Source organism: Mycobacterium sp. NGS68, from assembly GCF_059812195.1.
The window spans coordinates 27,229-52,415 of sequence record NZ_JCALCE010000023.1 but is presented as its reverse complement, the minus strand read 5'-3'; the positions used below and the strand labels follow the sequence as shown (position 1 = coordinate 52,415).

22 protein-coding genes are annotated in these 25,187 nt (G+C 67.1%); 13 read left to right on the top strand and 9 right to left on the bottom strand.

Annotation, left to right across the window (positions count from 1 at the left end; all coding sequences use genetic code 11):
* Positions 1-6: 6 nt before the first annotated feature.
* Positions 7-906: an NHL repeat-containing protein gene (locus tag AC5Y5V_RS22400; RefSeq protein ID WP_499940072.1), complete on the bottom strand. Its 900-nt coding sequence runs from the start codon at positions 904-906 to the stop codon at positions 7-9.
* Between the two features lie 120 nt (positions 907-1,026).
* On the opposite strand from AC5Y5V_RS22400, the gene AC5Y5V_RS22395 reads away from it, so the two are divergent.
* The 4 genes from AC5Y5V_RS22395 to AC5Y5V_RS22380 all read left to right on the top strand — a co-directional run bounded on the left by AC5Y5V_RS22395 (position 1,027) and on the right by AC5Y5V_RS22380 (position 6,697).
* Positions 1,027-2,337, top strand: a complete 1,311-nt coding sequence (locus tag AC5Y5V_RS22395; protein ID WP_499940069.1) for a DUF1254 domain-containing protein — start codon at positions 1,027-1,029, stop codon at positions 2,335-2,337.
* A complete protein-coding gene (locus AC5Y5V_RS22390; RefSeq protein WP_499940067.1) occupies positions 2,337-3,698 on the top strand; it encodes an MFS transporter in 1,362 nt (453 codons plus the stop codon). The genes AC5Y5V_RS22395 and AC5Y5V_RS22390 overlap by 1 nt, the downstream gene beginning before the upstream one ends.
* A 113-nt stretch (positions 3,699-3,811) precedes the next feature.
* Entirely contained in the window at positions 3,812-5,413 is a 1,602-nt protein-coding gene (locus AC5Y5V_RS22385; RefSeq protein ID WP_499940065.1) for an arylsulfatase, read from the top strand.
* A 69-nt stretch (positions 5,414-5,482) separates the two neighbouring features.
* A complete protein-coding gene (locus AC5Y5V_RS22380; RefSeq protein WP_499940063.1) occupies positions 5,483-6,697 on the top strand; it encodes an FAD-dependent oxidoreductase in 1,215 nt (404 codons plus the stop codon).
* A gap of 17 nt (positions 6,698-6,714) precedes the next feature.
* On the opposite strand, the gene AC5Y5V_RS22375 is transcribed toward AC5Y5V_RS22380, so the two are convergent.
* From AC5Y5V_RS22375 to AC5Y5V_RS22365, 3 genes are read right to left on the bottom strand one after another with little or no spacing between them, the layout of a single operon-like run.
* Positions 6,715-7,530, bottom strand: coding sequence for a sugar phosphate isomerase/epimerase family protein (locus AC5Y5V_RS22375; protein ID WP_499940061.1), 816 nt, complete (start codon positions 7,528-7,530; stop codon positions 6,715-6,717).
* Positions 7,527-8,129, bottom strand: a complete 603-nt coding sequence (locus AC5Y5V_RS22370; RefSeq protein ID WP_499940058.1) for a SecDF P1 head subdomain-containing protein — start codon at positions 8,127-8,129, stop codon at positions 7,527-7,529. Before AC5Y5V_RS22370 ends, AC5Y5V_RS22375 begins: the two co-directional genes overlap by 4 nt.
* Positions 8,116-9,630 (bottom strand): phospholipase C, encoded by a 1,515-nt coding sequence (locus AC5Y5V_RS22365; RefSeq protein WP_499940145.1) that lies wholly within the window; start codon positions 9,628-9,630, stop codon positions 8,116-8,118. Before AC5Y5V_RS22365 ends, AC5Y5V_RS22370 begins: the two co-directional genes overlap by 14 nt.
* Positions 9,631-9,855: 225 nt before the next feature.
* On the opposite strand from AC5Y5V_RS22365, the gene AC5Y5V_RS22360 reads away from it, so the two are divergent.
* The 9 genes from AC5Y5V_RS22360 to AC5Y5V_RS22320 all read left to right on the top strand — a co-directional run bounded on the left by AC5Y5V_RS22360 (position 9,856) and on the right by AC5Y5V_RS22320 (position 19,728).
* On the top strand, positions 9,856-10,578 hold the full coding sequence (locus tag AC5Y5V_RS22360; protein ID WP_499940056.1) for a TetR/AcrR family transcriptional regulator: 723 nt from the start codon (positions 9,856-9,858) through the stop codon (positions 10,576-10,578).
* Positions 10,579-10,660: 82 nt separating this feature from the next.
* The gene (locus tag AC5Y5V_RS22355) at positions 10,661-11,791 is read left to right on the top strand and encodes a cytochrome P450 (protein ID WP_499940144.1); all 1,131 of its coding nucleotides are present in this window, start codon (positions 10,661-10,663) and stop codon (positions 11,789-11,791) included.
* Positions 11,788-12,624, top strand: a complete 837-nt coding sequence (locus tag AC5Y5V_RS22350) for a mycofactocin-coupled SDR family oxidoreductase (protein WP_499940054.1) — start codon at positions 11,788-11,790, stop codon at positions 12,622-12,624. The genes AC5Y5V_RS22355 and AC5Y5V_RS22350 overlap by 4 nt, the downstream gene beginning before the upstream one ends.
* A gap of 12 nt (positions 12,625-12,636) precedes the next feature.
* The gene (locus AC5Y5V_RS22345; protein WP_499940052.1) at positions 12,637-13,605 is read left to right on the top strand and encodes an enoyl-CoA hydratase/isomerase family protein; all 969 of its coding nucleotides are present in this window, start codon (positions 12,637-12,639) and stop codon (positions 13,603-13,605) included.
* 19 nt (positions 13,606-13,624) lie between these two features.
* Positions 13,625-15,880, top strand: a complete 2,256-nt coding sequence (locus AC5Y5V_RS22340) for a CaiB/BaiF CoA transferase family protein (protein ID WP_499940050.1) — start codon at positions 13,625-13,627, stop codon at positions 15,878-15,880.
* A complete protein-coding gene (locus AC5Y5V_RS22335; RefSeq protein WP_499940048.1) occupies positions 15,877-16,641 on the top strand; it encodes an SDR family NAD(P)-dependent oxidoreductase in 765 nt (254 codons plus the stop codon). The genes AC5Y5V_RS22340 and AC5Y5V_RS22335 overlap by 4 nt, the downstream gene beginning before the upstream one ends.
* 3 nt (positions 16,642-16,644) lie before the next feature.
* A complete protein-coding gene (locus AC5Y5V_RS22330; protein ID WP_499940046.1) occupies positions 16,645-17,850 on the top strand; it encodes a hypothetical protein in 1,206 nt (401 codons plus the stop codon).
* Positions 17,851-17,954: 104 nt separating this feature from the next.
* A complete protein-coding gene (locus AC5Y5V_RS22325) occupies positions 17,955-18,239 on the top strand; it encodes a hypothetical protein (RefSeq protein WP_499940044.1) in 285 nt (94 codons plus the stop codon).
* Between the two features lie 124 nt (positions 18,240-18,363).
* Positions 18,364-19,728 (top strand): HNH endonuclease signature motif containing protein, encoded by a 1,365-nt coding sequence (locus AC5Y5V_RS22320; RefSeq protein ID WP_499940042.1) that lies wholly within the window; start codon positions 18,364-18,366, stop codon positions 19,726-19,728.
* A 2-nt stretch (positions 19,729-19,730) separates the two neighbouring features.
* Here the strand turns inward: AC5Y5V_RS22320 and AC5Y5V_RS22315 are convergent, their stop codons facing one another.
* The 5 genes from AC5Y5V_RS22315 to AC5Y5V_RS22295 form a co-directional block, all read right to left on the bottom strand.
* A complete protein-coding gene (locus AC5Y5V_RS22315) occupies positions 19,731-20,774 on the bottom strand; it encodes a M24 family metallopeptidase (protein ID WP_499940143.1) in 1,044 nt (347 codons plus the stop codon).
* A gap of 58 nt (positions 20,775-20,832) precedes the next feature.
* Positions 20,833-22,002: a M24 family metallopeptidase gene (locus AC5Y5V_RS22310; RefSeq protein WP_499940142.1), complete on the bottom strand. Its 1,170-nt coding sequence runs from the start codon at positions 22,000-22,002 to the stop codon at positions 20,833-20,835.
* Positions 22,003-22,069: 67 nt separating this feature from the next.
* Positions 22,070-23,230, bottom strand: coding sequence for an amidohydrolase family protein (locus AC5Y5V_RS22305; RefSeq protein ID WP_499940040.1), 1,161 nt, complete (start codon positions 23,228-23,230; stop codon positions 22,070-22,072).
* Positions 23,224-24,453, bottom strand: a complete 1,230-nt coding sequence (locus AC5Y5V_RS22300; RefSeq protein WP_499940037.1) for a cytochrome P450 — start codon at positions 24,451-24,453, stop codon at positions 23,224-23,226. Before AC5Y5V_RS22300 ends, AC5Y5V_RS22305 begins: the two co-directional genes overlap by 7 nt.
* Positions 24,450-25,154, bottom strand: a complete 705-nt coding sequence (locus AC5Y5V_RS22295; protein WP_499940034.1) for a TetR/AcrR family transcriptional regulator — start codon at positions 25,152-25,154, stop codon at positions 24,450-24,452. The genes AC5Y5V_RS22300 and AC5Y5V_RS22295 overlap by 4 nt, the downstream gene beginning before the upstream one ends.
* Positions 25,155-25,187: the final 33 nt, after the last annotated feature.

Here is a 25,187-nt window from a genome sequence, read left to right as displayed (position 1 = left end):
GGTGACTCACCCCGTCAGTTTCAACACCCGACGATGGCCGAAGTCGACGACGTAAACGTTGCCGCTGCCGTCGACTGCGACACCATGGGGTCCCTTGAGATCGGTGAGCGGCAGCACGCTCTGCCGGGACGAGCCCGCCGCCAGCTTCAGCACATTGTTGTTGCCGTTGTCGACGAGGTAGACGGCGCCCGCGCGGTCCACCGCCACCCCGTAGGCAAGTTTGATGTCGGCAAACGGAAGCGCCGTCGATGCGGAGGCGCCCGGCGCGATCGTCACGACACCATCGTCGCTGGCGGCAACGTAGAGGATGCCGGCGGCGTCCACCGCCAGACCGAACGGAACTCCTTTGGGCCGTGAGATCGGCAGTGCCGCCGGGGCCGACGAACCCGGCGCCAGCTTCCACAGCCAGTCGTCGTCAAGGGCGTCGGTGACGTAGAGGCTGCCGTCGCTGCCCACCGCCACTCCCGACGGTGCCCGCATCCGGGAAAACGGCAGCTCGGTCTGAGCCGACGCACCCGCGGCAAGTTTGAGCACCTTCTTGCCGTCGCGGTCGGTGACGTAGACGCTGCCCGCGGTGTCCACCGCAACCCCGGCCGGGTCGTCGAGGCCGGTGAATGGCAGCACGGTGGACTCCGAGGAGCCGGCCCGCAGCGCCAACACTTTGTTGCCGCCGTCGTCGACCACGTACACCGTGCCCGCCTGGTCCACCGCCACGGCGGTCGGTTCGCGGAGACCGCTGAACGGAAGCACCGTCTGAGACTGGCGTGATGTCGGGACGGATGACTGCGGGTCCGCGGCGGGTCGCTGCTGTTTGGCGGGAGCGGAATTGCCGCAACCCGCGAGGAGGACGGCGGCGACGAGGGCGGCGCCGGCGCGCCGCACCGCGGCCTTGCACTGACGGTCCACCTCAGCCTCCCTCGCCCGCCCGTTTCAGACACGATAAACCCCTGGCCGAGTTCCCGTTACGCATCGCCGCCCGCGTAGTAGGTTGAACCCCCGAGCGGACGAATCTGAAAGGACCTGCCGATGAGCGTGCTATCAGACGATCTGCGAACGTTGAGTTACGAAGCGGCGCTTTACTTCTACCCGCTGGTGTTGATGGACATCACCCGGATGCAGGCGCTGCACGGCGACGGCCCGATGGCCGGGCCCGCGAACCGGTTCCATCACATCCGAGCATTTCCGACCGCGGATTTCCGGGGCGTGGTGCGGCCCAACTTCGACACCTTGTATTCGTCCGCCTGGCTGGACCTCACGGCCGGTCCGGTGGCCGTGCACGCCCCCGACACCGACGACCGGTACTACATGCTGCCCATGCTGGACATGTGGACCGACGTCTTCGCCAGCCCCGGCAAGCGCACGACGGGCACTGCGGCGCAAGAGTTTATCGTCGTGGGGCCGGACGATGACGCGCAGCTGCCCGCTGATCTGCCGGCGATCACCGCGCCGACGCCACACGTCTGGATCATCGGACGCACGCAAACCAATGGGCCCGATGACTACCCGAACGTGCACAAGGTGCAGGACGGGCTCAGCATCACGCCGCTCTCGGCAGACGTCGAACTGACGGTGGACACCGTCCCGGCCGGATATGACATGACCACCGAGCCGCTGCGTCAGGTCAACGGCATGGACCCACTGGACTTCCTCCGCCACGGGGCCCGGCTGCTCGCAGTCAATCCTCCCCATGCCACCGACTTTTCCATCCTGGCCCGCCTCACGGGCCTGGGCATCGTCGCCGGAAGACCCTTCAGCCCTGTCGATTTCGATGACCAGCAGCGCAGCGAGATCACGTCGGGATGGACGGCCGCACTGCAGGACCTGATGTCGTCGCTGGGCACCGCCGGCACCCGCGTCAATGGCTGGATGATTCTGAACGACAACATCGGCGTCTACGGCAATGCGTACCTGCAGCGCGCGGTGGTGGCGCTCGTCGGGCTGGGCGCGAATCCACCCGAGGACGCGGTGTATCCGCTGCTGACCGCGGACGCCGACGGCGATCCCATCAGCGGGGCGCACGATTACGTCCTGCACTTCGACGCGGGCAAGTTGCCGCCGGTCGCCGGTTTCTGGTCGGTGACGATGTATGACGGCGAGGGCTACCAGGTCGCCAACGAACTTGACCGCTTCGCGATCGGCGACCGGGACCGACTGACCTACAGCCCCGACGGCTCGCTGGATCTCTATCTGCAACACCGCAATCCCGGTCCGGAGCGGGTCGCCAACTGGCTCCCCGCGCCCACCGGCGCACTGGGTGTCACCATGCGCCTGTACGCGCCCGACCGCTCGGCGCTGGACGGCAGGTGGTCCCCGCCGCCGGTGCGCAAGGTGTCCTAATGTCCGGGGCGGACCGCGCGCGGTTGCGGTGGATACTCGCCGCGGTTTCGACGGCATTGTTCTGCGTGCAGATCGACTACTTCGCGATGAATCTCGCGCTGCCGCGCATGGCGTCCGACCTGCACAGCAGCACGTCGGACCTGCAGTGGGTAATCAGCGTCTACATGCTGGCGCTGGGCGCGTTCATGGTTCCCGCGGGCCGCATCGGCGACATCTTCGGCCGCCGCCGCGCGTTGCTCGCCGGGATCGCGTTGTTCGGCGTCGCATCGGTATTCTGCGCCGTCGCGCCCTCCGCCGCGGTGGTCATCGCATTCCGCGCGGTGCAGGGGTTGGGCGCCGCCTTCATCTTTCCGGTGTCGGTCAGCGTCCTGACAAACGCGTTTCCCGCGGAGCGTTCCAGCCAGGCCATCGGAATGGCTTACGGCATAGCCGGTTTGGGAAACGCAGCCGGCCCGCTGGTGGGCGGCATACTGACCGACACGGTCGGCTGGCGCGCCGTCTTCTGGATGTTGGTGCCGTTGGCCGGGGTCTCGCTGCTCATGGGCCTGACGACGATTCCGGAGTCCAGCGACGAAACCGTGCCGCGGCGCGTCGATCTGGGCGGCTTGGCGCTGATCGCATCCGGAATCGGGTTGTTCACGTTGGCATTTGACCGCGCGCCGACGTGGGGTTGGCTGTCCGCGCCGACGGTCGCGATGTTCGTTGCATCGCTGGGCATTCTGGCCGGCTTCGTCGCCGTCGAGACCCGGGTGCGCTTCCCGCTGGTCAACCTGGCGCTGTTGCGCAATTCGCAGTTCACCATCCTGGTGATCGCGGGGACCATCGCGAACATCGCGTACACGGTGACGGTGTTTCTGTCGACGATGAACCTGCAGCTGGTCCGCGGGCTGAACCCGATGATCGCCGGCGTCGCCTTCCTCGGCCCGTCGGCGGGCGCCGCGCTGGGCGGGGTGATCTCCGGGCGCATCGCGACCCGGTATTCACCCGTCGTTGTCATGGGGGTCGGCTGCTCGGCGGCGGCGGTGTCGCTGGGGGTGCTGACCGCGTCGCAGCAGTGGGTGCTGTACCTGACCGCGCTGACCGCCTGCGGTTTCACCATGGGCCTGGTCTATGCGTTCACGACGATCGCGACGCAGGCCGCCGTCCCGCCCGAGCGGGCGGGTGAGGCCGCCGGTGTCGCGCTGACATCGCTGGTCACGCTCGCCGGTGTCGGCGTGGCGGTGTCGGGCACGGTGCTGGAACTGCTGGCGCAGCACGGCCAGAGCACCGGCACCGGTATCCGGCTCATCCTGGCGGTGATCGCCGGACTGCTGCTGCCCGCCGGGCTGACCGTGCTGCGCGGCGCGACCCGCGCCGATTAGCTTCGGACTGGTCGCCGAGTGCCGGGTTTCGGCACGCTTGAGAGCGTTTCGCCGTGCACTAACCCGACACTCGGTGGAAGCGGCTCGCGACGCACCTGAGAGGATCCTTGAGCGTGAAGCGTCCCAACTTCCTCGTGATAGTGGCCGACGATCTCGGGTTCTCCGACATCGGCGCGTTCGGCGCCGAGATCAACACGCCGAACCTGGACCGGCTGGCCTATGCGGGCTGCCGCCTCAACGATTTTCACTCGGCACCGGCCTGCTCACCCACCCGGTCGATGTTGCTGACCGGCACCGACCACCACATTGCCGGCATCGGCACGATGCTCGAGGTCGCGGCACCCGGATTCACCGGCGCGCCCGGCTACGAGGGCTATCTGAACGACCGGGTGGTGACCCTGCCCGAGTTGCTCCGCGACGAGGGCTACCTGACGCTGATGTCGGGCAAGTGGCACCTGGGCAACACGATCGAGACGTCGCCGTGGGCCCGCGGATTCGACCGTTCGTTCGCGCTGCTACCGGCAGGCGCCAGCCACTACAGCGCCGCCAAGAATGGTTTCTCGCCCATCCCGACGCTTTACACGGAGGACGACCGGTACGCGACGGTGGGCGACGACTTCTATTCGTCGGATTCCTACACCGACACCCTGTTGGGTTACCTCCGCGACCGACCGCAGGACGACGACCGCCCGTTCTTCGCCTACCTGCCCTTCCAGGCGCCGCACTGGCCGCTGCAAGCTCCCGCCGAATCGATCGCGACGTACCGGGGACGCTATGACGACGGACCGGACGCGTTGCGGGAAGCGCGCCTGGCCGCGCTCAAACGGCTCGGGCTGTGCCCGCCCGACGTCACCCCGCACCCGGTCGTGGCCGACAACGCCCCGGAGTGGGCCGACATGACCGACGAGCAGCGCGCACTGTCTGCCCGCACCATGGAGGTCTACGCCGCGATGGTGGACCGCATGGACTGGAACGTCGGGCGGGTGATCGACTACCTGACGGAGACCGGCGAACTCGACGACACGGTCGTGATCTTCCTGTCCGACAACGGTGCCGAAGGTGCGATCGTCGAGGCGATGCCACTGCGCGGGCCGCAGATCGCCGCGCTGATCGAGCAGCATTGTGACAACAGCCTGGACAACCTCGGCGGCCCCACTTCCTACATCTGGTACGGCCCACGTTGGGCGCAGGCCGCCACCGCGCCGTCGCGCCTGCACAAGGCGTTCACCACCGAGGGCGGGATCCGGGTGGTCAGCTTCGTCACTTGGGCGGGTTTCGCGCGGCAGGGGGAGATCGGCACCGCGTTCACGACGGTCATGGACCTCGCCCCGACGGTGCTCGAGCTCGCCGGGGTGCCACACCCGGGTACGACGTACCGCGGGCGCGACGTGGCGCCCATGCGCGGACGCTCGCTGGTCGCGTACCTGTCGGGGGCCGCCGACGCGGTCCATGACGCCGAGACGGGCACGGGCTGGGAGCTGTTCGGCCGGCGCGCGATCCGGCAGGGCGATTGGAAGGCGATCTACCTGGCGGCGCCCTACGGCTCGGGCGCCTGGCAGCTCTACGACCTGTCCCGCGACAGGGGAGAGATCGACGACCTGGCCGCCTCCCACCCGGACAAGCTGGCCGAGCTGCTGCGGCTATGGGACCGTTACGTCGACGAGACCGGCGTCGTCCTGGATCCGGTTTCGTTGTACGAAATCGATCTGGCTTAAGCCATTGTGCTGAAAAGGTTTTCGGCTGGCTGTTCTGCTGGTTGCCGTCGACCCGTATGCTGAGCGCTGATGGTTGAGTCAACCACTTGCGCGATCATCGGCGGCGGCCCGGCCGGTATGGTCCTGGGGCTGCTGTTGGCCAGGGCGGGCGTGCAGGTCACCCTGTTGGAGAAGCACGGCGACTTCTTGCGCGACTTTCGCGGCGACACGGTGCATCCGACCACGATGCGCCTGCTCGACGAGTTGGGCCTGTGGGAACGCTTCGCGGCCCTGCCGCACAGCGAAGTGCACAAGGCTGCGTTCGAGGTCGACGGCCGCCCGGTGACCTATATCGACTTCCAGCGGCTGAAGCAGCCCCATCCCTATGTTGCGATGGTGCCGCAATGGGATCTGCTGAACCTGCTTGCCGACGCCGCGCAGGCGGAACCCAGCTTCACGTTGCGCATGCGCAGCGAGGTCACCAGCCTCCTGTGGGAGCGCGGCGCGGTCGCCGGCGTGCGTTACCAGGGACCCGACGGACCCGGAGAGCTGCGGGCCGAGCTGACGGTCGCCTGCGACGGCCGGTGGTCCCTCGCCCGGCGTGACGCCGGGCTGAAGGCAATCGAATACCCGGTGAACTTCGACGTGTGGTGGTTCCGGCTGCCGCACGAGGAGGACACGGAGTTCTCTTTCCTGCCACGCACCGGCCCCGGAAAGGCGTTGGGTGTGATTCCGCGCAAAGGCTATTACCAGATCGCCTACATCGGCCCCAAGGGCGCGGACGACAAGCTGCGCGCGCAGGGCATCGAGGCGTTCCGTCGCGATATCGGCGCGCTGCTGCCCGACATGAGCCGCTCGGTGGCGGCCCTGGCGTCCATGGACGACGTCAAGCACCTCGACGTCCGGGTCAATCGACTGCGCCGCTGGCACACCGACGGTTTGCTCTGCATCGGCGACGCCGCGCACGCGATGTCGCCGCTCGGCGGTGTCGGCATCAACCTGGCCATCCAGGATGCCGTCGCCGCCGCGACCATCCTCGCCGACCCCCTGCGCCGGCATCAGGTCACCGATCGCGACCTCGCCGCGGTCCGGCGCCGCCGCCTGTTTCCGACGGTGGTGACCCAAACGGTGCAACGGATGCTGCAGCGGGGATTACTCGGGCCGCTCCTGCGCGGAGAGGATCCCCGTCCGCCCGCCGCGCTGTTCCGCATGATGGAACGGCTGCCGTGGCTGTCCTTCGTGCCCGCCTACTTCATCGGGGTGGGGGTTCGTCCCGAGCACGCTCCCGCGTACGCGCGCCGCTGATCCGGAGACTGCTCGCGTCATCGAATTTCGGACAACAACCGCCGGGCCGCTTCGACACTGGGACGGAGCCGGTCGACGGGGCCGACACCGGCCAATGCCATTGTGCGTTGCGGAACTTCGATTTCGACCACGATGTCGCCGGGCAGTGCGGCGAGAATGTCGCGCAACGGCAGTTCGCCGTCCCCGGGAACCAGCCGTTCGTACATGGCTTCCTCCATGTAGTTGTCCATGCGGGATCGTAGGGTTGTGTCGTTGAGCTGGGCGTAGCCGATCCACTCGGGACTCAGTGCCGCCACGTCGGCCGCTCCGGAGCCCGACCGCACCAGGTGCATGGTGTCGATCAACAACCGGAACTCTGGTCGCGCAACGTGTTTGAGGGCGTCTACTGCGGTCGCCAGGTCGCCGACGACCAGTCCGGGCACCGGTTCGACGACGACCTGGATGCCGCGCTGGGCGGCGAATTCGGTCAGCTCGGCGAACTGGTCGAAGGTGCGGCCGAGATCCGGATCGAGGCTGACAACGTTGATCCGTGGCACATCGAGCTCCGCCAGCGTGTCGAGATCCGCGCCGTGCGTGGACATCTCGGCGTCGGGCAACACGAGAAACCCGTCGCCCAGCGTGATCGTCACCCCGCGGTGGCTCATCGCGGCGAGCAACTCGCGTCGCAAGGCTGGATCGTCGCGCAGGGAGTAGGGGGCAAACCCCAGCGACACCAACGGCGCGCCCCGCACGACCGTGGAAATGTGGCGACAGCCGAGATCCGCGGCGACATCGACGAATTCGACTGGTGGAAGCGCGAATACGCTGAGCATGCCGATGCCGAGCGGGTTCATTCGGGCTGGCCCGCCAGTCGGGCCAACTCGTCGGCCGCCGGGGCGGTTTGGGTCGTCAGCGCGATCTGCCCGGAGCTGACCCGTTCCTGGATGGTGGGCGCTTCCAGGACGAGATCGTCACGGACGAAGGCGATGTGACCGTTCAGGTGCTCGGCGGTGTAGGACTCCCACGCCGCCGTCGAAGCCGGGTCCATGGTCAGGTGCACCTCGAAGTAATCGGCCGTCAGCGGCTTGGGCGGGTCCACCCGGATCAGTATCAGCGCGAGCGCCTCGGGGCCCAACGTGTAGAGAGTGGTGCGGGCCAGGTCGCAGGTGTTGAGGACGGCGGTGGGCGCAACCGGGGCGCCGGGATTGGTGGCCGGACATTTCTCGGGCGTGGTCATCTTCGACCCCCGCACCGGTCGGACCGGCAACGGCCGGATCCGCACCACCGGCGCCGCCGACGTCGTAGGGGGCGGTGCCACCGCGCTGGGCTTTGTGGTCGTGGTCGTCGCGGGGTGCCGCGCCGAATGGCAGCCGCACAGGGCGGCACTCAGCGCGAGCACGGCGGCCAGCGCACCGGCGGGACGGGCATATCGTTGCGCACTAGCAGATGCCATTGGGAATTCCGCGGTTCGGCGCTGTTTCCTGGGTGGGCATGGTCTGCGGGTAGGGCACGCGGTAGGGGATTCCCCGCTGTAGCGTTCCTAACGCCGCGTTCGGTACGCATTGCGGCATCTTCGACAGCGCCCCCAGCAGCGGGTGGTCCAGTTTGGGCGGCGACGGATTCGGCGGTGCGGCGAAGTTGAACGCCGAGGTCATGTCGCCGGTAATGCCCCGGCGCCAGGCGGTCAGATTGGGAATCGGTACGCCGAAACGCTTCTCGATCAACCGCAGCTGCGAGGTGTGGTCGAAGGTGTCGTGGACCATCAGCCCGCCCCGGCTGTACGGCGAGATGACCAGACACGGGACGCGGAAGCCCAAACCGATCGGCCCCCGCATGCCACCGGATCCCGCAACCGAGTTGATATCCGGGACCGTGAGGTATTCGCCGGGGGTTCCGGCCGGCGGGGTCGGCGGCACGACATGATCGAAGAAACCGCCGTTCTCGTCATAGGAGACGATCAACGCGGTCTTCTCCCAGACGGCCGGGTTCGACAGCAGGATCCGCAACACGCTGACAATCGCGGAAGCGCCGACCGCCGGGGGAAATGCGGGATGCTCGGACGCCAGGATGTTCGGAACCACCCAGGAGACTTGCGGCAGTTTGTTGGCCGCGACGTCGGCGACGAAGTCCAGCGGATAGCCGGGTGCCAGACCGCGGCGCGCGAGGTCCGACCGCGGGTCGGCCGACTGCTTGAACAGGCCCACAAACGAGCCGTAGATCGAGATGACCGGCTCAAGAGCCTTGTTGCGGTACACCTTCCAGCTGACACCGGCGTCGCTGAGGTTCTGCGGCATGATGCGCCAGCCGAACTTCTGCGCCGGGGCTATCAGGGGGCTTTCCAACTGCGGTCCACCCTGTTGACCGTCGGGGTCGATGGTGGCGCCCAACCAGTACAGGCGGTTGGGCAACGTCGGACCCAGCACCGAGCAGAAGTACCGGTCACCCACCGTGAACGCGTCGGCAAGCAGGTAGTGGATCGGGATGTCCTTGCGCGTGTAATAGCCCATCGCTGTGGGCGTATGTGCGGCCGTGCGGGTTTCGGCCTGCGCCGGCAGCCAGTTGTCGTTCGCGCCGCCGTTCCACGAGTTGTGCATCAAGACCCAGGTGTGTTCCGGGTCGTTGACGCACTCGCCGCCGAGAGCGGGACCGCGCGTGGTGTCGAAGCGGTAAGGCAGCGTGACGCCGGCCGGGTCGATCCGCTGCGTCCTTGGGTCCCAGCCCCATTGTGCGAACAACGGTGAGGGGGTACCGAAGCCGTCGACTCCGGACAGCGTCCCGAAATAGTGGTCGAATGACCGGTTCTCCTGCATGAACAACACGATGTGCTCGATGTCGTTCAGGTGGCCGGAACAGGGACCCGCCCCGTAGGCCTCATCGATCACCGGTGCCGCCATCGTCAACAACGCTCCGGCTGCCGCTGTGGACAGAAGCCGCCGCCGCGAAATGCCGTGCATCGGGCTCTCGCTCACCGGTCGGCCTCCCTGTCGCTAAAAGCCCAAGGTAGATGACCGTGGCTATCGGTCAGTACGCACGAAGCGGCGTGTCGCACCGGGATTTTCAACTTCGCGGCAAACGAAAGACCCGGCGAGGCAACCGACCTTTGCCCACACTACGAATATAGAGTAGTGTCCTGAGTCCAGATCGCCGATTCACGCCCGACGCCACGAAAGCCCCGCCTGATGGCCCAGCCCACGCCCACGGCACCGCAACGACGCAAGCCCAATCCCGGCGAGCGGCGCCGCGACCTGTGCGACGCGGCGATTCAACTATTGGCCGACGACGGGGCCAAGGGCGTGAGCCATTTGAAGGTCGACCGCAAGGCTGCGGTGCCCGACGGCACCACGTCGTTCTATTTCCGCACCCGGTCGGCCTTGCTGCGCGCGGTCGCCGAGCGACTGGCCGAACTGGACCTGGCGAGCCTGCAATCGGTCGTCGACAGTGCCGACGGACGGGGGGAGAACCCCTCGCCGTCACGGTTGTCGCAGGTAGTGATCCAGGCCGGCAGCGAGCCGCAGCTGTCCCGGACCAAGGCCAGGTATGAACTCACGATGCAGGCCAATCGCGACCCCGCCCTGGCTGCGATCATGGAGCAGGCCACCGACGGGTTCACCAAGCTGCATCGGGAGATCCTGGTGCAGCTGATGCCGCACGGTGCCCAGCTGGAATCCGCTGTGGTCGAAGACCTGAGCAACGTGACGCTGACCTTCATCAACGGATTGTTGATGCGGGCGGCCCACGGCGACCGGATCGTCGAGAGCCCCGAGCAGCTCGACGGGATCCTGGCGGCGATCGCCACTGGCATTCTCCGGAGCCCGGACAAGGGTCGGCTGACGCAGGCCGACGGGTTGCGTCCGGCGCCGCGCCGCCGAACGCCGTCTCGGGCAGCGAGTAGGAGGGATTAGTGACGTGACCGGGATAGCGAGCACTGAGAGCCAGGTTCGGTTCGATCCGTACGACGTCGAGCTCATCGCCGATCCGTATCCGATGTTCAAGCGGCTGCGTGACGAGGCGCCGCTCTACTACAACGCCGAGTACGACTTCTACGCGCTCAGCCGGTTCGCCGATGTCAACCGGGCCGTGATCGACCACGGCACCTACAGCTCCGCCCGTGGCGTGATCCTGGAGCTGATCAAAGCGAACCTCGAAATCCCTTCGGGCATGCTCATCTTCGAAGACCCGCCGATCCATGACGTGCACCGCAAGCTGCTTACGCGGATGTTCACGCCGCGCAAGATCGCCGCGCTCGAGCCGATGATCCGCGACTTCTGTTCCCAGCTCCTGGACCCGCTGGTGGAATCGGGACGCTTCGACTTCGTCAAGGATCTCGGCGCGGTCATGCCGATGAAAGTCATCAGCATGCTGCTGGGCATTCCCGAAGACGATCAGGAAATGGTTCGCGATCGCGTCAATGCCCAACTGCGCACGGAGGCGGGCAAACCGATGAGCCATAAGAGGGGCCTGTCCGTCGGCGAGCAATTCGAGGCCTACATCGATTGGCGAGCCGACAATCCCTCCGACGACATCATGACCGAGTTGCTCAACGTCGAGTTCGTCGACGAGACCGGCACCACCCGGCGGCTGACCCGCGACGAGATCCTGGTGTACCTCAACGTCGTCGCGGGGGCAGGCAACGAGACGACGACGCGGCTGATCGGTTGGACCGGAAAGGTTCTCGCCGAGCATCCGGACCAGCGCCGCGAGCTGGTTCGGAACCCCGCTCTCATCCCGCAGGCGATCGAGGAGCTGCTGCGCTACGAGCCGCCCGCGCCGCATATGTCGCGGTACGTGACCCGCGACGTCGTCCTCTACGGCCAGACGGTGCCCGAAGGCAGCGTGATGATGATGCTGCTCGGCTCGGCGTGCCGTGATGAACGCCAATTCGGTCCGGACGCAGACAAGTTCGATATCCACCGCGAGGCCCGGCCACACCTGACCTTCAGCGTCGGCACGCACTTCTGCCTCGGGTCCGCGCTGGCGCGGCTCGAAGGCCGCGTGGCCCTGGAGGAAGTCCTCAAACGCTTCCCCGAGTGGGAGGTCGATCTGACCAACGCCAAGCTCAGCCCGACGTCGACGGTGCGGGGCTGGGAAACCATGCCTGCGGAGGTGGCATCATGACCGGTCGTGTGGCGGGCAAGGTCGCGTTCATCAGCGGCGCAGCCCGGGGCCAGGGGCGCAGTCACGCGGTGCGGCTCGCCGAGGAGGGCGCCGACATCATCGCCGTCGACATCTGCGGCCCGATCGAGAACATGGCGTACCCGCCGTCCACCCCGGAGGATCTCGCCGAGACCGCCGACCTGGTCAAGGCGCTGGACCGACGCATAGTGTCCGCGGAAGTCGACGTGCGGGATTACGACGCGCTCAAGGCCGTTGTCGACGGTGGTGTGGAACAGCTTGGCCGCCTGGACATCATCGTCGCCAACGCGGGCATCGGCACCGTCGGCAAGAAGCTGCACAAGATTTCGGAGAAGATCTGGCAGGACATGATCGACGTCAACCTGTCGGGGGTGTGGCACACCGTGAAAGTTGGTGTGCCGCATCTGATCGCCGGTGGCAGGGGAGGTTCCATCGTGCTGACCGGTTCGGTCGGCTCGCACAAGGCGCTGGCCCACACCGGCCACTACATCGCCGCCAAGCACGGCGTGTTGGGGTTGATGCGTTCCTTCGCCGTCGAACTGGGCCAGCATATGATCCGGGTGAACTCGGTGCACCCCAGCCAGGTCAACACGCCGATGACCATCAACGATTTGACGTTTCGGCTGTTCCGTCCGGATCTGGAGAACCCGGGCCCCGAGGACTTCGCTCCGTTCTCGCAGATGATGCATACGTTGCCGATACCGTGGGTCGAAGCGGTGGACGTCAGCAACGCGGTCCTGTTCCTCGCCTCTGACGAATCTCGTTATGTCACCGGCGTTTCGCTGCCCGTCGACGCGGGCGCCTTACTCAAATAGGAGAATAAACACATGCCAGAATATGACTACGAGAAGCTGAAGAAGGAAGCCGAGCAGTACATCAAGTTCGAGAAGGATAAGAAGAACCGAATCGCCTACATCACTTTCGACCGCCCCGAGGCGCAGAACGCGACCACGCTGGGGATGCGGCAGAACTACGCCGATCTGATCCACAAGTGCAACGTGGACGACGACGTCAAGGTCGTGGTGATCCGTGGCGAGGGTGAGGACTTCGGCAGTGGGGGGGACCTGCCCGAGCAGCGCCCGATGTTGGAAAACCCGGGCCTGCCACTGCATCACGAGCTGGCGATCAACGACGACGACGTCAAGTATCCGCCGGGCGGCTCGTATCGTTACCTGTCCACCGTCACCGACTTCTACGCCAAGGCCCGCGCGGGAAACCGCCCCCTGCAGGAGCTCCGCAAGATCAGCATCATCGAGGCCAAGGGGTACTGCTACGGCTGGCACTTCTATCAGGCCGGCGACGCCGATCTGGTGGTCTCCTCCGACGACGCGCTGTTCGGCCATCCCGCGTTTCGCTACGTGGGGTGGGGACCGCGGCTGTGGTGGTGGGCCGAGACGATGGGCCTGCGCAAGTTCTCCGAAATGCTGTTCACCGGAAGGCCGTTCAGCGCCAAGGAAATGTACGACTGCGGATTCGTCAACAGTGTGGTGCCCCGCGACAAGCTCGAGGCGGAGACGGAGAAGTACGCGCTGGCGTGCTCACGGTCCCGTCCGACTGACACGGTGGCGGTGCAAAAGACCTTCCTGGAGCTCTACAAGCAGCACAAGGGCGAGTACTTCGGCAGCCTGCTGACCGGCATGGTCGAGGGCATGCTACCGATGATCCAGAACGACGCCCAAGAGGTCGACCTCACCGAGGGCACCTTCGAAAAGGGCCTGAACAACGTCGTGAAGGACAACGACCTGAACTTCCCGCCGGAGTGGCGGCTGAGCCGCTCCGGACGCCAGAAGCCCTGATCGCCTTGGGCGGGTGGGCATGTCGGCGCTGACGGGGTTCAGGGTCGTCGAGCTGGCCGAGTCGGTCGCGGGGGAATACTGCGGGAAGCTGCTGGCCGACTTCGGCGCCGAGGTGATCAAGGTCGAGGCGCCGGGGTCCGGCAGTCGGACCCGGCGCACGGCCGCAGGCGGGGCGCTGTTCGCCTACCTGAACACCAACAAGCGCTCCGTCGTGCTCGACGCGGGCGATGTGGAGCGGCTCGTCGGCACCGCCGACGCGGTCATCGAGGGCCGCTCCACCGGCCGCTCCGATCGGTATCCCGGCGTGGTGTTCTGCTCGATCACCCCATTTGGGCACGGCGCGGCCGCCGACTTCGACAACGCCAAGAGCATCAACGTGTTCCACGCGAGCGGGTGGGGTTATCACACTCCGAGCCATGCCGATCCCGCGGACCCGCCCCTGCAGGGCCCCGGTCGATACCTCGCCGACTACGAGGCGGGGCTGGATGCGGCGCTGTGCCTCGCGTCGTCGCTGTTCGGGCGGCTACACACTGGCGCGGGAGAGTTCGTCGACATTTCGGCGCACGCCGCGCTCGTGTCCCGCGCCGACTGCATTCTGGGCCGGCTCATCACCGGCGAGGTCCCGGCAGACGGTGACCGCGGCGATTACGACCAACAGGGCCCCGCATCGTTTTTCGCGTGTGCCGACGGGTTCGTCTATCTGTACATGACCAGCCGCGCCCACTGGCTCGGCGTCAAGGCGCTGCTGGGCCATCCCGCGTGGCTCGAAGAATTCGACGACGACTGGCTGGAATTCTCCGTCACAGCCGAGAAGGTCGCGGCATTTCAGCGGGGGTTTGCGGGTTGGGTCGTTGACCTGGCCAAGGAGACCGCGGCCGAGCAGGCCCAGCGGCTCAACGTGCCGCTGGTCCCGGTCAACGACGCCGCCGACCTGCACAACTCGCCGCAGTACCGGCATCGCGGCTTCTTCCGCGAAGTGGATCATCCGGTGTTGGGCGCTGCGGCATATCCCACCGTGCCGTATGTGCTCAGCGGGTCACCGGCGGAAATCACCTCCGCCGCACCGGCTCTCGGCCAGCACACCGCGGCGGTACTGGAAGAGCTCAACGCGCGACGCACGCCGCCCCGGGTATTGTCGCCGCAATTGAAGGCACCGAAGAACCGGCGCGGTGGCCCGCTGAAAGGCGTGCGTGTCGTCGAACTGACCAAGGTGTGGGCCGGCCCGTACGCGGGCAAGTTGCTGGCGATGCTGGGTGCCGAGGTGATCAAGGTCGAAACCGCGACCGCCCCCGAGGAGATGCGCGCCTACGGTGGTACCGACATCAACCACGCGCCGTACTTCCTGAGTATCAACCCCGAGATCCTCAGCGCCGAACTTGACATCAAATCGCCCGACGGCATGGCGGGGTTGAAGGATCTGATCGCCCACAGCGATATCGTGATCAACAACCTGCGCCCGGGCGCCATGGAGCGGCAGGGGCTCGGGTATGAGCAGCTGCGGACTCTCAAGCCGGACATTATCTCGGTGTCAATCAAGATGTGGGGCAACGACGGCCCGCTGGGGCATCAGACTGGCTACGCGCCGTGTTTCTCCGCGCTGGCCGGAGTGGCGTCGCTGGTGGGTTACCCCGGTGGGCCGCCCCTAGGTGCGAGCATGCGCTACGGGGATTCGACGGTCGGTGCGGCGGCCGCCTATGCGGCCGCCGTGGCGTTGCTGCACCGCGAGCTCACCGGCGCAGGCCAATTCGTCGACGTCTCGGCGGTAGAGACACTGTCCTCGATGATCGGTGATCGCCTGCTGGAGCAGAGCCTCACCGGAATGCGCCTCGCGCCCGAAGGCAACTACCACCCCGACATGAGCCCGCACGGCTGCTACCCGTGCGCGAACGGTGCGTGGATCGCGATCGCGGTCGCCGATGACGCCGAACGTCAACAACTCTGCGCGGTGCTGGGCGCCCACGACAACGAGGAGGAACTGGCCCGCCTCACCCGGCCGCACGACGCCGAACAGCTCGCGTCTTTGCTGCGCGCCGCGGGGGTGTCGGCAACCAAGAGTGCCACCGCCGTGGATGTCATTGGCGATCAGCGGCTTTGGGATCGTGGGTTGTATAGGTTCGTCTCCGACCGCCGCGAAGGCCAGCGGCCCATCGTGGGACCGTCATGGCGGCTGGCGCGCGACCCGGCGCGGATCGAACGCGGTGCTCCCGACCTCGGCGAGGACACCGAGTATGTCCTGCGCGAGATACTCAGTGCCGAGACGGGAGCCAGGACATGACGGCAGCATTGGCGGGTACCGCGGCGTTGGTGACCGGCGCCAGCAGCGGCATCGGGGAAGCGACGGCGAAGGTGCTGGCCGGTGAGGGTGCTGCGGTGGCCCTGCTGGCCCGACGCGCCGATCGGCTGCAGGACTTGGCGGCCGAGATCGAATCCGCCGGTGGCACAGCGCTCGTCGTGACGGCGGACGTCACGGACGCGGACCAGGTTTCGGGGGCCGTGCGGCGCGCCGTTTCGGAGCTGGGGCGCCTGGACACCGTGGTGAACAACGCGGGCCTGATGCAGTCGGGGCCGGCGGCCGAGGCGTCGCTGCGGGACTGGGACGACATGGTGGCGGTCAACATCCAAGGGGTGCTCTACGTGACCCGCGCGGCGCTGCCGCATCTCATCGACGCGGCAGCCGACTCGCCCCGTGGTGTCGCGGACCTGGTCACCGTCAGTTCGACCGCCGGTTGGGTGGCGCGAGGAGGCACCGCGGTCTACTCACTCACCAAGTTCGGTGTGAACGCGTTCAGCGAGGGCCTGCGGCAGGAGGTTCTCGGCAAGCGGGTTCGCGTCGGCGTGGTGGGTCCCGGGACCGTCGACACGGAGATCTTCAGCCACCTGTCGGAGGCATCTCAGGAGGCCTTCGAGCGCCAGACGGCGGGCATGGTCAAGCTGCGACCGGAAGACATCGCCGACGCGGTGCGCTACATGGTCACCCGCGATCGCCGCGTGGCGGTCAACCACATGCTGGTGCGCGCGGCCGAACAGACCTGGTGAGCGGTGGACATTCCCGCCGATCCCGCCGCGCTGCGCGCCGGCGGCACACGGTTTCTCACGGACGCGTTTCGGGAGTCGGGCGTGCTAGGCGCGGACAATGCCGTCGCGGACATCACGTCGTTCCGCGAGGTGGCTGGTGGCAGCACCGGCCGTAAGGTCGTGCTCACGATTGAATATTTGTCGCCCGCAACCGGTTTGCATGCCGAGTTGTTCGTCAAGTTCTCCCGTGATTTCGAGAACCCTGTGCGGGACCGCGGCAGGACGCAGATGGAGCCCGAGGTGCGTTTCGCGGCGTTGTCGCGCACGCCGGGTTTTCCGATCGCGGTGCCGAGCGTGCTGTTCGGCGCCTACGAGGCCGCTACGGGCACGGGCATTCTGATCACTGAGCGAATCAACTTCGGCTGCAACGGAATCGAACGTCAATATCACAAGTGCCTGGATTACGCGATGCCCGAACCGCTCGAACACTATCGCGCGCTGCTCACCGCCGTCGCGCGCCTGGCCGGCACGCATCGGTCCGGGCGTCTGCCGGCGGAGCTCACCGAGTCCTTTCCGTTGGATGTCCGGGCGGCGACGGTGGGCGAGCGGGGCCTGCTGAACATGGACAAGCTGGATCGGCGGCTGACCCAGTTGGCTGAATTCGCGCAGGCGCATCCCGGTCTGCTGCCGGTGGGTTCAACCGAATTTCTCGCACGTTTTTGCCAAGACGCCCCCCGGATCGCGCAGTCTGAGGGTCTTATCGCGGACCAGTTGGCTGCCGATACCGACTATGTCGCACTGTGCCATTGGAACGCCAACGTCGACAACGCGTGGTTCTGGCGCGACGCCGACGGGGTGCTGCACTGCGGGCTAATGGACTGGGGCTGCGTCAGTCAAATGAACATGGGCATGGCCATCTGGGGCGCCATGTCGGGAGCCGAAACCGACATGTGGGACCGGCATCTGGATGAATTGCTGACGCTGTTCGTCGCGGAGGTACGCCGTTGCGGCGGCCCGGATCTGGACCCGCAGCGACTGGCCCGGCACACGCTGCTCTATGCCGCGTCGATGGCAGTCGCCTGGCTGTTGGACGTTCCGGCGTTGATCCGCAAGCGATTCGGCGCTGACGTGCCGGCGAATCGTGTGGACCCACGCATCGCTGCCGACGAAAGCGTCCGCGCGCCACTGCAGATGCTGTCGAACGTGCTGAATCTGTGGGACCGGCTGTAGTTAGCGCGAGCAGACGCAAAGGTCCCTCTTCCCTCGGCGTGTCGGGTCCTTTTGCGTCTGCTCGTGGTCTCCTGCGACGGCACGCGCGGGTGTACATTCGTCTGATGTTCGGCCGCCGGCAGTTGTTCCACGATCCGGCCGTGCCGCTCACACCGGCCCAGGAGTCTTCGGCACGGCACGCCGCGCGGCGGGCGGCACGGGAATCACGGCGCTCGCTGCGTACCGTCCGCGGCCAGTACCGCCGCTACCGTGACCGCGCCGGTGATAAATACCTGGACTGGCCGCGCTGGCGCGCCGAGTACCTGGATGAGTACCGCGGCCATCACGTCAACGAAGGCGGCCTCAGCACTGGCACCGACACGTCCGGCGCGGGGAGCGGGCTTTACTAGCGGTGTCGAACCGCGCGTTGGCCAACACCGCGTGCGGTTACAACTTTGAAACCCTTGCGCCACTGTGGTTTCAGTGGTCACAATCCGGCCGTTCTTGTCGGTGGGTCTCCATAGACTTTGGGGTATGTCAGCGAGCACGCGTGAGGAGATCATCGAGGTCTTCGCCGCGCTTGATGCTGAGGTGGACCGGCTGTGCGGGTTGACGTTCGACGTGTTCACCACGCCCGAACTGATGCGCGCGGTGGAGCGTTTAGAGATCGCGGCGCGCCGGCTGCGCGCCCCACAGCACGCGGTGATCAATCAGCTCGCCGCCCGGGCCGGGGAGGATGAGCTCGGAGGGACTCTGTGCGCGGCGCTTGCGGATCGGCTGCGGATCACCAAAGCCGAGGCATCACGGCGGGTCGGCGAGGCCGCGGATCTCGGTGAGCGGCGGGCGTTGACGGGCGAACCGTTGGCCCCGCGGCTGGAAGCGACCGCGGTCGCCCAGCGTGACGGGCGCCTCGGTGACGGTCATGTGCAGGTGATCCGCGAGACGCTGAAGCACCTGCCCCCCGACGTCGATGCGGGGACCCGGGCGGCGGTCGAGGCCGATCTGGCCGGCAAAGCGGCCCAGTTCCGTCCCGACGAGGTCGCCAAATACGCCCGCCGGCTGATGGATTGGTTACATCCCGACGGTGACTACAGCGACACCGAACGCGCCCGCAAGCGCGGCGTCACCCTGGGCAAGCAGCAGTTCGACGGGATGTCGCCGATCAGCGGCCTGATCACCCCCGAACTCCGCGCCGCACTGGAAGCCATGCAGGCCAAACTCGCGGCTCCGGGGGCGTGCAACCCTGCCGATGACGATCCGTTTTTAGAGCAGGAGCCCGACGCCGACGCCGTGCAACGCGACACCCGCAGTCAGGCCCAGCGCAATCACGACGGCATGCTGTTCGGTCTGCGGGCCCTCTTCGCCTCCGGAAAGCTGGGCAGCCACAATGGGTTGCCCGTGTCGATCATCGTCACCACCACCCTGCAGGACCTGGAAGCCGCCAGCGGCAAGGCACTCACCGCCGGCGGCACCCTGGTCCCCATGAGCGATGTGATCCGCTGGGCCGGTGCCGCCCACCACTACCTCGCACTGTTCGACGGCGCCAAACCCCTAGCCCTCTACCACGCCAAACGCTTCGCCAACCCGGCCCAACGCCTCATGCTGTGCGCTAAAGACCGTGGCTGCACCAAGCCCGGATGCGACGCCCCCGCCCACCACAGCCAGGTCCACCACGTCAGCGGCTGGACCAACACCCACCGCACCGACATCACCGACCTCACCCTGGCCTGCGGCCCCCACAATCGACTTGCCGAAAAAGGCTGGACCACAAGAAAAAACACCAACGGCGACACCGAGTGGCTACCCCCAGCACACCTCGACCACGGCCAACCGAGAATCAACACGTTTCATCATCCCGAAAAACACGCGGCTCCACACGAAGACGACGACGTACCGTAGCTTCATGCCGGGCCGGTGGTGAGCACGTCGGCGCCGTCACCAGTGATGTGGACGGTGTCGCGGCGCAGGACGGCGCCGACGCCCTCCTGCCACACGTAGCCGGTGACGGCGAGCACCATCCCGGGTTCCAAAGGCTCGTGTTCGCCGGCGGCCGAGAGCATTTCGGAAACCACGGGTGGATCGAAGCCGAGGCCCAGCCCGTGGGCGATCGGCATCGGCGGAATCGGTTCGCCCGCGGCCTCGTAGGCGGCGAGCAGCTGCCGCGTGGATGTGCCCGGTCGACAGGCCGCAAGCAGCCTGTCGTACAACGCATCCGAACGCCGGAATAGCCGCCGCGCGTCGGGTCCGACATCGCCCACCGAATGGGTGCGGCCCACCTCGCCGACGTAGCCGCCGGCCAGGGCGCCGGCGGCGAACGCGACCAGGTCGCCGTCGCGTAATTCGCCGTCAGGTTGTGCGCGCCGCCAAGGATGTTCGCGCGACGTCACCCATGCGGCGTCCTGGGTGGCGGGCGTGCTGACCCCACCGGCGGCCATGGCTTCCAGCACCGCACCGGCCAGCTCGCGCTCGGAGCGCCCGGCGACCAATTCGGCGACGCCCGCGGCCAAACCACCTTCGGCGATACGGATCGCGGCGCCCATGGTCGCGATCTCGTCGGGTGTCTTGATGCGCCGCGAATCACGCATGGCGGGTTCGCCGTCCACCAACTCCGCGTTGGGGAACGCGTCGGGCAATAACGCGGCGAAAGTGGGTGTGATCGCGTCGGTTCCGACTCGCCGCGCCGTCTCGGCGCCGTCGATCTTCTTCAACACGTCGATCAGCGTCACCGGGTTCCACGTCAATCCATATAGGTGATCGTGACCGATCTCCTCGGGGACGCCCTCGTCGTCGGTGGTGTTGAGGTAGATGTCGCCGCCGGCGCGCACCACGACGCAGACCGGACCGAACGGCCGCGTCCCGGCGATCCACAGCTGCGGTGCCCCGGTGACGTAGCGGACGTTGGCCTGCCGCCCGAGCACCAGGATGTCCAGGTCGCGTGCCGCCATCGCCGCCAGGGCCCGCTCCCGACGCCCGATTCGCAATCGCAGGGCGTCGGGCAGAACCTCAGTCACCGTAGGGGGAGTAGGGGTAGTCGGTGATCGGCGTGTAGCCGTCCTCGGTGATCACCACGATCTCCTCACTGCGATAGCCGCCCGTGCCGTCCTCCCACACCACCGGTTCCAGCACCAGGACCATGCCGGGCGGGAAGACGAAGGTGTCGTCGAACTCCTCACCCAGATCCGTTCCGATCATTGGCATTTCGGCGGGATAGGTGCCGATGCCGTGGCCGAGGTAGAAGTGCGGCAACCAGGGCCTGCGACCGCCGTTGGCGGCGATCGCCGCGCGCGCCAGATCCCCGGAGGTGGCACCGGCGCGGGTCACCGCGAGCACCGCATCGAGGATGGACCGCCACCGCCGGAACTGATCCTGCTGCGCCGGCGTCGGCTCCGCGCCGACCAGCCAGGTGCGGCCGAAATCCGAGCAGTATCCGGCATAGCTGAAGCTGATGTCGGTCCACAGCACGTCGCCCGCCGCCAGCTCACGGTCGGTCGGCAACAGCGGCAGGGCCAGATCGCCGTGGGTCGTCCATACGCCGGCCTCGCGGGACGCGGGCATCACCTGCCAGATGGCTTCGAGCATGTTGGCGGTGGCGCCCAACTCGAACGCGCGCCGTACCAGCCTGGCCGACAGGTCAATCTGCCGCACTCCCGGTGCCAGCGCCCGTTGCACGTCCGCCATGGCCTGCTCGGTGATCCGCGAAGCGCGGCGTATGCACGCCACCTCGTCGCGTGTCTTGACCAACTGCGCCGCGCCGATGATGACCGCCGCGTCCGACGGCGGGCCCGACGGAAACAACGTGGCCGACGAACGGCGCATGGCACCGGTCAGCTCGTCGACGGCAACGGCCGCGCCGGGCGGGATCAGCGCAGCCAAATCGCGAGCGAAAGCCGCTACTCCATAGTCGAATTCGAGGTAGACCGGGCCGTGCAGGTGGTCGTCGGGAACCGAGGGCGCCCAGGCGGCGCCGCTGCGGTACGGCAGGAACAGATGCGGATGCACGTCGGAGGCCAGCACGACGGCCACCGGACGTTCCGCGTGTGAGAGGCCGGCGTCCAGCAACGGCCAGCTGAAACCCGTCGCATACTGGACATGACCGTTCATCAGCAGGATCAGGGCGTCGACGCCGTGTTCGTTCATCGCGGACCGCACCCGCGCCCCGATCTCCAAACGCATGCGCGACCAGTCGGGTTCGTCGGGAATGTCCAGAACCGCGCCGCGGGCGGTCAGCGTGTCGGCCACCTCAGAGCCCCAGGAACGCTCTGACGTTCCCGCCGACGACCCGCGCCGCGTCCGCGGGCCCGACGGCGTCGACCACCGCCGCCAGGGATCGCTCCGAATAGCCGAATGTGCTTTCGTTGTGCGGATAGTCCGACGACCACATCACCTTGTCGATTCCTATCTCGTCGATCTGTTGCAGGCCAAGGCCGTCGACCATGAACGAGGCGTACATGTGGGTGTCCCAGTAGTGGCGGACGTCGTGTTCGGGGTGGCCACGCAGCATGTGCCGGTACGACGCGAGGACGTGTTCGGCATCCTGCAGCGCAGGCGGAACCCAGGCGATGCCACCCTCGAACCAGCCGATGCGCAGCCGCGGGTGGCGGTCCAGGATGCCGCCGAAGATGTACTTGGAGAACATCTCCCGGAACGAGTCGATGTTCACCATCATGGCCACGGCGACGCTGTTGACCTCGCTCGGGCACTTCGGCTGGCTTTCGCCGATGTGGTGCGTGACGGGCAGGCCGGCCTCTTCGATCTCCGCCCACACCTCGCTCATCGCCGTGCTGGAGAAGTCGATGACGTCGCCGTTGTCGTCGACACCCGGCATCAGCGGCATCAGAAATGTCTTCAGCCCCAACGATTTCAGTTCTTCCAGTGTGCGCCGCGCGCCGCGCGGGTCCCACCAGTTGATCAGGCCCACCCCGTAGAGGTGGCCGTCGGAGCGTTCCTGCACCTCGGCGATGTGCTCGTTGTAGACGCGGAAAACCCGCTCCCGCAGGTCTTTGTCGGGCAGGTGGAACAGCGCCAGCACCGCGTTCGGGAAGGCCAGTTCCTTGTCGACGCCGTCTTCGGCGAGTTCGCGGACGCGGGCCTCGATGTTGTTGCTGGCGGCGCCGGCCAGGTCGTCGTACTGCATGAGCACCGCGCTGAAGTCACCGACCACCATCGATTGTCCCGGCGGTCCAAGCAGATACGCGCCATCCTCGTACCAGATTCGCGGCGCCCGGTCCTTGAGGTGATCGGGGAAGCGCTCGTAGAAGATGTCGTCGGCCAGCGAGATGTGGTTGTCCGCCGAGAACACCTCCGTCCCGGCGGGCAGGCCCACATCCGCCCCGGCCGCCTGACCGTGACGATCCTTGGGGGCGCCGATGACGCCCGCCGGGTAAGGGTTGCGGCTCACCATGTGACGGGCAGCTCGTACACACCGTAGGCCAAGGTGTCGTGCTTGAACGGGAGCTCTTCGACCGGCACCGCCAGCTGCAGCGTAGGGATCCGGCGGAACAACGTGGGCAGCGCGATCTGTAGTTCCATGCGGGCCAACTGCTGTCCGACGCATTGGTGGCGGCCGTAGCCGAACCCGACGTGCGGGCCGTCCTCGCGCCCCAGATCCAGGCGACCCGGGTCGGTGAATTGGCGGCTGTCCCAATTGGCCGGGGCGATGTCGAGGATGATGCCCTCGCCGGCCCGGATGGTCTCACCGCCAACGTCGATGTCCTCTACGGCGATCCGCCGCTGACCGGTCTGGATGATGCTCAGGTAGCGCATCAGCTCCTCGACCGCGGCGGCGATCACTTTGGGATCCTGGGCGTCGCGGATCAGCGCCAACTGATCGGGATGTTCGAGCAGTGCCGCGATGCTCAGGCTGATCATGTTCGCGGTGGTCTCGTGGCCGGCGATGAGCACGCCGAGCGCCAGCTGCGTCGCCTCCCGCACGCTGATCTCCTCGGCGTTGACCCGCTCGGCCAGGTCGGACACCAAGTCCTCGGTGGGACTGGGCATCTTCGTGCGGATCAGGTTGGCGATGTATTTCGCCAGCGACGCGGCGCCTTGGGCGGTGTCCTCTTCGGTGGCGTACCGGCCGGTGCCGCGCTGAGCCTGTTCCTGAAAGAAATCTGCGTCCTCGTAAGGCACGCCCAACATTTCGCTGATGACCAGCGACGGGATGGGCAGCGCCAGGGTGCTGACGATGTCGCCGGGCCTGGACCCCGCGAGCAGGGCGTCCACGCGTTCGTCGGCGATCTTCTGCACTGCCGGGCGCAGCGCCTCGACACGCTTGAACGTGAACGGTTTTGACAGCATCCGGCGGAAGCGGGTGTGCTCCTCGGCGTCGGAGGTGAACACCGAGCGTGGTCGTTTGTGCACCGTCGCCAGCATGCCCGCGTTCCAGTGCGGGTAGCCCGGCAGGCGGTCGTCGACGCTGGTTCGCGAATCGGTGAACAGCGCACGGATCGCGTCGTAGCCGTGGATCAGCCACGGTGTGCTGCCGTCCCAGATCCGCACCCTGCTGAGCTGGCGGGTGTCGTTGAGCGCCAGAACGTTTGGTGGTGGTGCGAATGGGCAGCCCGGCGCCCGGGACATCGGGAACTCGGGGATCTCGGTCCTGCCGGGTGAAGCGGTGTCGGTCATCGTGCTCCCGTGGTTTCCGGCGGCCGGACGCCGGCCATGTTGACGTGGACGGGCGCTCGCCACAACCCGACGATGGCGTCGATCAGCCCCTCACCGGCCACCGGCCAGCTGGAACGTGACCGGGGGCCGTGTTCGGCCAGCGCGCCTTCGTGTTCGGCGCAGGTGTGCATCAGCAGGTTGCGTGCCATCACGATCCGTTCGGAGCGCACGCGTTTGGGCAAGTCGGGCAGGCAGCGGTTGATGCCGTCGATGGTCCGCACCAGCATCGGCGACGACAGGGCGTCCTTGGTGACGACGTGGCGATACGCGGGATCGGCCATCGCCTGGGCGGCGAAGCGCGCATACCAGCTCGGCGTGCCCAGCGCAGCCAGGTGGTCGGTGAGCGGGCGCACCAATGTGCCCACCCAGTCGCGCAGCTCGTCGGAATCGCCGATGTCGTCGACCATCTGGGCGCGCAGTCGCTCGATCGGTTCCCGATGGCGGCCCTCGATCGCCCGGAGCAGGTCGATCCGGGAACCGAAGTGATAGCACACGGCCGCGTTGTTCCGCTGCCCCGACGCCTCGCTGATCTGCCGGTTGGAAACGGCATACATCCCACGTTCGGCGAACAGCAGTTCCGCGGCCGACAGGATCGCCTCGCGAGTGCCCATCGATCTGTCCGAGCGAATCTCTCGCTCAGCGGTCATCGTCCCAGTGAACATCGCCGCACGGATTAAATCAAGCGGCTTATTTAA

Bases quoted from the DNA above. Each gene is read 5' to 3' on its own strand.
- AC5Y5V_RS22395 (WP_499940069.1), top strand. From the start codon at position 1,027: ATGAGCGTGCTATCAGACGATCTGCGAACGTTGAGTTACGAAGCGGCG.
- AC5Y5V_RS22390 (WP_499940067.1), top strand. From the start codon at position 2,337: ATGTCCGGGGCGGACCGCGCGCGGTTGCGGTGGATACTCGCCGCGGTT.
- AC5Y5V_RS22380 (WP_499940063.1), top strand. From the start codon at position 5,483: ATGGTTGAGTCAACCACTTGCGCGATCATCGGCGGCGGCCCGGCCGGT.
- AC5Y5V_RS22375 (WP_499940061.1), bottom strand. From the start codon at position 7,530: ATGAACCCGCTCGGCATCGGCATGCTCAGCGTATTCGCGCTTCCACCA.
- AC5Y5V_RS22370 (WP_499940058.1), bottom strand. From the start codon at position 8,129: ATGGCATCTGCTAGTGCGCAACGATATGCCCGTCCCGCCGGTGCGCTG.
- AC5Y5V_RS22365 (WP_499940145.1), bottom strand. From the start codon at position 9,630: ATGCACGGCATTTCGCGGCGGCGGCTTCTGTCCACAGCGGCAGCCGGA.
- AC5Y5V_RS22360 (WP_499940056.1), top strand. From the start codon at position 9,856: ATGGCCCAGCCCACGCCCACGGCACCGCAACGACGCAAGCCCAATCCC.
- AC5Y5V_RS22355 (WP_499940144.1), top strand. From the start codon at position 10,661: ATGTTCAAGCGGCTGCGTGACGAGGCGCCGCTCTACTACAACGCCGAG.
- AC5Y5V_RS22350 (WP_499940054.1), top strand. From the start codon at position 11,788: ATGACCGGTCGTGTGGCGGGCAAGGTCGCGTTCATCAGCGGCGCAGCC.
- AC5Y5V_RS22345 (WP_499940052.1), top strand. From the start codon at position 12,637: ATGCCAGAATATGACTACGAGAAGCTGAAGAAGGAAGCCGAGCAGTAC.
- AC5Y5V_RS22340 (WP_499940050.1), top strand. From the start codon at position 13,625: ATGTCGGCGCTGACGGGGTTCAGGGTCGTCGAGCTGGCCGAGTCGGTC.
- AC5Y5V_RS22335 (WP_499940048.1), top strand. From the start codon at position 15,877: ATGACGGCAGCATTGGCGGGTACCGCGGCGTTGGTGACCGGCGCCAGC.
- AC5Y5V_RS22325 (WP_499940044.1), top strand. From the start codon at position 17,955: ATGTTCGGCCGCCGGCAGTTGTTCCACGATCCGGCCGTGCCGCTCACA.
- AC5Y5V_RS22320 (WP_499940042.1), top strand. From the start codon at position 18,364: ATGTCAGCGAGCACGCGTGAGGAGATCATCGAGGTCTTCGCCGCGCTT.
- AC5Y5V_RS22315 (WP_499940143.1), bottom strand. From the start codon at position 20,774: ATGGCGGCACGCGACCTGGACATCCTGGTGCTCGGGCGGCAGGCCAAC.
- AC5Y5V_RS22310 (WP_499940142.1), bottom strand. From the start codon at position 22,002: ATGCGTTTGGAGATCGGGGCGCGGGTGCGGTCCGCGATGAACGAACAC.
- AC5Y5V_RS22305 (WP_499940040.1), bottom strand. From the start codon at position 23,230: ATGGTGAGCCGCAACCCTTACCCGGCGGGCGTCATCGGCGCCCCCAAG.
- AC5Y5V_RS22300 (WP_499940037.1), bottom strand. From the start codon at position 24,453: ATGACCGACACCGCTTCACCCGGCAGGACCGAGATCCCCGAGTTCCCG.
- AC5Y5V_RS22295 (WP_499940034.1), bottom strand. From the start codon at position 25,154: ATGTTCACTGGGACGATGACCGCTGAGCGAGAGATTCGCTCGGACAGA.